The organism is Arthrobacter sp. HMWF013, assembly GCF_003061105.1.
Taxonomy (GTDB): domain Bacteria; phylum Actinomycetota; class Actinomycetes; order Actinomycetales; family Micrococcaceae; genus Arthrobacter.
Genome location: NZ_QAIQ01000074.1, coordinates 1 through 4370, shown reverse-complemented (window position 1 = coordinate 4370; position 4370 = coordinate 1). Strand labels below are relative to the sequence as shown.

The 4370-nt window shown below is 68.1% G+C and carries 4 protein-coding genes; 1 reads left to right on the top strand and 3 read right to left on the bottom strand.

Going from position 1 to position 4370, the window contains the following annotated elements:
• Positions 1–172: 172 nt before the first annotated feature.
• The 3 genes from DBR22_RS03575 to DBR22_RS03565 all read right to left on the bottom strand — a co-directional run bounded on the left by DBR22_RS03575 (position 173) and on the right by DBR22_RS03565 (position 3561).
• The gene (locus DBR22_RS03575; protein WP_108597817.1) at positions 173–1612 is read right to left on the bottom strand and encodes an aspartate ammonia-lyase; all 1440 of its coding nucleotides are present in this window, start codon (positions 1610–1612) and stop codon (positions 173–175) included.
• A 7-nt stretch (positions 1613–1619) separates the two neighbouring features.
• Positions 1620–2717 carry an asparaginase gene (locus DBR22_RS03570; protein ID WP_108597816.1) on the bottom strand — a complete coding sequence of 366 codons (1098 nt, stop codon included), beginning with the start codon at positions 2715–2717 and terminating at the stop codon, positions 1620–1622.
• A 64-nt stretch (positions 2718–2781) separates the two neighbouring features.
• On the bottom strand, positions 2782–3561 hold the full coding sequence (locus DBR22_RS03565) for a FadR/GntR family transcriptional regulator (RefSeq protein ID WP_258229027.1): 780 nt from the start codon (positions 3559–3561) through the stop codon (positions 2782–2784).
• Between the two features lie 123 nt (positions 3562–3684).
• On the opposite strand from DBR22_RS03565, the gene DBR22_RS03560 reads away from it, so the two are divergent.
• Positions 3685–4098: a hypothetical protein gene (locus tag DBR22_RS03560; protein ID WP_108597815.1), complete on the top strand. Its 414-nt coding sequence runs from the start codon at positions 3685–3687 to the stop codon at positions 4096–4098.
• Positions 4099–4370: the final 272 nt, after the last annotated feature.

Genomic DNA, 4370 nt, shown 5'->3' with positions numbered 1-4370 from the left:
TGGTCTTCCGCGTGCAGGGCAGTCTCGGACGCGTGCGCGTGGCCGCCGTCAATGATGTGGTCAGGGATGGGGGGATTCGTCATGGGGGTGTCCTTACAGACGGGGATGTTGGGTGGGCCCACGCCCGCCGGGTTCCCTGGCCGAGCTTGCGAGGCCAGGGGGCGGGTGGGGACTACTTGCTGAGGTTGGCGAGGCGTTCGGGGCTGAGGAGTTCCTCGAGCTGGCCGGCGGTGAGCAGGCCGTGCTCGAGTACGAGTTCGGCCACACCCTTGCCGGTGGCGAGGGCCTCCTGGGCGATGGCGGTGGCTGTGGCGTAGCCGAGGTGGGGATTCAGCGCCGTGACCAGGCCAATTGACTGTTCCACGGTGCGGCGGAGGTGTTCGGTGTTGGCGGTGATGCCCCGGATGCAGCGTGCCGTGAGGGTGCGGCAGGCTGCTTCGAGGTGGGAGATGCTCTTGTGGAGGCTGTGGACGATGATGGGTTCGAAGGCGTTGAGCTGGAGCTGCCCGGCCTCGGCCGCCATGGTGATGGTGACGTCATTGCCGATGACCTCGTAGGCCACCTGGCTGACCACTTCGGGGATCACGGGGTTGATTTTGCCGGGCATGATCGAGGAGCCGGACTGGACTGCCGGCAGGTTGATTTCGCCGAAGCCGGCACGCGGGCCGGAGGAGAGCAGGCGGAGGTCGTTGCAGATTTTGGAGAGCTTCACGGCCACACGCTTGAGCACGCCGGACAGGTGCACGAAGGCGCCGACGTCCTGGGTGGCTTCGATGAGGTCGACGGCGGTGACCAGCGGCAGGCCGGTGATCTCGGCGAGGTGCCGGCAGGCTGCCTCGGCGTAGCCGGGGTGGGCGTTCAGGCCGGTCCCGATCGCCGTGGCGCCGAGGTTGATTTCGTGGATCAGCAGGTCGGCTTCGGCCAGCCGCAGCCGGTCCTCGCCGATGGTCACGGCGTAGCTGCCGAACTCCTGGCCCAGGGTCATGGGGACGGCGTCCTGCAGCTGGGTGCGGCCCATTTTCACCACGGCGCGGAATTCCAGGGCTTTGGCCGCGCAGGCCTCTTCGAGTTCGGCGAGTGCGTCCAGCAGTTCCCGGGTGGCGAACATGGTGCCCAGCTTCACGGCCGTGGGGTAGACGTCGTTGGTGGACTGGCTGAGGTTGACGTGGTCGTTGGGGTGCAGCCGGGCGTAGTCGCCCTTGGGGTGGCCGAGGATTTCGAGGGCGCGGTTGGCGATGACCTCGTTCGCGTTCATGTTCGATGACGTCCCGGCACCGCCCTGGATCACGTCCACCACAAACTGGTCGCTGAGTTTTCCGGCCATCACGTCCTCGCAGGCCTGCCCGATGGCGTTGGCGCGTTCCGCGTCCAGGAGCCCGAGCTCGTGGTTGGTCCGGGCGGCGGCGAGTTTCACGGCGGCAAGGCCGCGGACCAGGTGCATGTTGGAGGACAGCGGCTGCCCGGTGATGGGGAAGTTTTCCACAGCGCGCAGGGTGTGGACTCCCCAGTAGGCGGCCGCAGGGACGTCGCGGTCACCCAGGAGGTCGTGCTCAGAGCGGGTGCCGGGCACGGTATCAATGGGCGCGGCTTCACTAATGGTCAGGTCGGGCATGGTGTCCTTACAGGGCTTCGGTGGCGGGCGTGGACAGGAAATCGAGGGGCTGGAGCAGGCCGACCCGGTGGCCGCCGCCCACAACGGGGGCGGTGCCGATCCCGGCGAGGTTCGCGGTGTCCACGCCGAGGGCATGCAGGACATGGACGGTGGCAGGCATGCGGGCGCGGTCGCCGCCGTCGGAAATTTTCACGGCCACAGCGCGGCCGTCGGGCAGCCCCACGAGCTGCACACCCTCGAAGCCGTCTTTCGCCACGGCGCCCGGGAGGAGCCGCATCAGTTCGGTGACGTCGCGGCGCTCGCCGGCCACCATGTCAGGGTGTTGCCGCATGGCGAGCCCGACGGCGGCTTCCGCCAGTTGCGGGGCGTTCCCGCCGCCGTCTGGGGTGCTGACGGCAGCACTGGCACCGGCGGAGGCCGCAGCGGCGGCGATGGTTCCGAAAGCGCGGGCCATTCCGCCGAGGGTGAGCGCAAAAAGGGGGGTTCCGCAGCCATCGGTGCTGTGGCCCAGCGGCTGCTCACCGGTGAGCTCTTCGACCGTGGCGGCGACCAGTTGCTGCAGCGGGTGGGAGGGGTCGAGGTAGCCCTTGACCTGCCAGCCGTTGATGACGCAGGTGGCAGCCATGGCGGCGTGCTTGCCGGAGCAGTTCTGGGTCAGGCGCGTGGCGTGGAGGCCTGAGCGCAGCCAGTCCTCGCGCTCGCTGGTGCCGTACGGGAGGTCGGTGCTGTTCTCCAGGTCGCCGGCCGTGAGCCCGTGCATGGCGAGGATGCGCTGGGTACCGCCGCGGTGCCTGGCCCCGCCGGAGTGGCTCGCGGCAGTGAGGGCGAGCAGGTCGGCGGGCAGCTTCAGGCCCGCACGGACCATGGCCACGGCCTGCAGGGGCTTGAGCGAGGAACGGGGGTAGAACGGGGCAAGGTGGTCCCCGGCGGCGGCCAGGACTTCGCCGTCCGGGGCGGTGGCGATGACGGAGCCGTAATGGACGCTCTCCACCAGGCCATCGCGGGTGGCAACCACCAGGGGTGAGTGCTGCGGGAGCATCCCGGGCTCTGGTTCGGCGGCGCGCACGGCCGCGGTTTGGGCAGCAGGAAAGGCAGGGGCTGGCATGAAGTCCTCAAGGGAGCCGCTTGGTGAAGCGGGTACGTGACGGGGCGGTTACTGGTGGGAGCGGTTACTTGCTGAGGATGGAGTCGAGGGCGACGCCGACTGCGCGCAGGTGCGTGGCCATGGCCTGGCTGGCTTCCTCCGCGGAGCCGGCCTCGATGGCGGCGAGGATCTGCTGATGCTCGATGTCCGAGGCGTGTTGGCGATCGGCCACCATGTTCAGCGTCTCGGACTGGAAGGCCAGGGCTCCCCGGATATCGGCCACCACGCTGGCGAACACCTTGTTGCCGCTGGCCCTGGCGATGGCGGCGTGGAAGCTGGAGTCCAGGGCGACCCAGGATTCGGGGTCCGTTTCGGTGGTCATGGCGGCGACGATGTGGCGGAGGGTTTCCAGCTCGTCGGCTGTTCTGCGCTGCGCGGCCAGACCCGCTGCCGGAACCTCGATGTGGGGACGGGCCTCTGTGAGGTCCCGCGCCGAGTACTGGCCGAGCGTGAGGTCGTTGGCTACCTTGTCGGCAACCACAAAGGTGCCCTTTCCGGTTTTGGTGACCGTCAGGCCCAGGGCCGTGCAGGACCTGAGGGCTTCCCGGATGACAGAACGGCTGACCCCATACTGCTGGGCGAGCATCGCCTCGGAGCTGAGCTTCCCGCCCACTGCCACGTGGCCGGACTCAATGTCGCCGCGGATGGCGTTGAACACTGCCTCGGCGGCGCTGAGCCGGGCCAGCGGCTGGGCACCGGCGGCCTGGGTGCCAGCTAACTGGGTGCCCGCTAACTGGGCACCGGCGGGCTGGTCGCGGGAAGGATTCGCAGGTTGTCCTGCTGTCCGGCTGTCTGACAGGTTCACCCTTTCAATATGGCACGGGTCACACCGGGTGTCAATAGGGCTCGTGCTGTGCAGCTTCATGAACTCCGGTGTGTCTGCCGTCCTTGACCGGTTTTTGCTCTGCACACCCGTTAGTCTCCTGCCATGGATGAATACTCTGAGGAGCTTGTCAACCTCGCCTTCATGGCGCTGGACCACGCCATCGATTCAGTGGTTTCGTCGGGCGCCGACCTCGTGCCTTTCGTGATCCGGGAGTCTGGCGGCCAACGGGACCTGCAGAGGTACCTGGTGGACGGCCAGCTTGAAGCGGGAGTCGCCGCGGCAAGGCAGTCCGTCACGGAAGCGCCGCTGCCTGACCGCGTAGCCCTTGCCTGGGACGGATTCATCACCTCGTCGGAAGGGCGGCAGGAAGCAGTCTTTGTTGAGTCCTACGAGCATGGCACCCCTGCCGGTTTCATCATGGCCCAGCGGTACCAGCGGGCCGGGTTCCTTAAGAAAAAGAGGGAATCAGTGGGAAATCCGGCCTTGGTGCAGAAGGACACCGCACCGCTCTTCTAGAGCGCGGCATGGTCCCTGACGGCCTGCAGCCCGGCTTCTCTTTGCGGGCAGGGTCTTTTGGCCGGGCCTTTCTGCCCTTCCGGTCGGGTGGGCAGTACCGGCACGCTGAAGCATGAGGCCGATCTCCACCTGGAACCGCCGTGTGGTCGCCGCGGTGCTGGCTGCTGTGCTGGTGATGGGGGCCATTGTGTGGGCGGTGGCCGTGTCCGTGGCCCCACAGGCTGGTGGCCCGGCCCCGTCAGTTTCGCCGTCGGCGGCTGCCACCTCCGAGG

What these genes read in the sequence shown, in the direction of transcription:
- DBR22_RS03560 (WP_108597815.1), top strand. Translation starts at nt 3,685, where the DNA reads ATGGATGAATACTCTGAGGAGCTTGTCAACCTCGCCTTCATGGCGCTG.
- DBR22_RS03575 (WP_108597817.1), bottom strand. Translation starts at nt 1,612, where the DNA reads ATGCCCGACCTGACCATTAGTGAAGCCGCGCCCATTGATACCGTGCCC.
- DBR22_RS03570 (WP_108597816.1), bottom strand. Translation starts at nt 2,717, where the DNA reads ATGCCAGCCCCTGCCTTTCCTGCTGCCCAAACCGCGGCCGTGCGCGCC.